1 pseudogene is annotated in these 235 nt (G+C 56.6%); it reads left to right on the forward strand.

Annotated elements, in window-relative coordinates:
- Window positions 1–235: pseudogene (locus EOD29_RS35140) on the forward strand (sugar ABC transporter permease); the annotation flags it as partial.

Raw genomic sequence — 235 nt, forward strand, 5'->3', positions numbered from 1 at the left:
TCTGTTTCCGACGATATCGTCTCTCTGGTTCAGCCTGACGCGCTGGGATCTTTCGACGGCCGAATTCATCGGGCTTGAAAACTTTCGGCAGTTCTTTTCCGAACCGTTCCTGGTCAAGGGGCTGATCAACACGCTGATCTACGCGGTGACGACATCCGGCCTGAAAACGGTCTGCGGACTGCTGCTGGCCGTGCTGCTCACCAGTAATATCTTCGCCCGCGGTTTTCTGCGCACG

The sequence above is a fragment of the Mesorhizobium sp. M1A.T.Ca.IN.004.03.1.1 genome (assembly GCF_003997555.1).
In the GTDB taxonomy this organism is placed as follows: domain Bacteria; phylum Pseudomonadota; class Alphaproteobacteria; order Rhizobiales; family Rhizobiaceae; genus Mesorhizobium.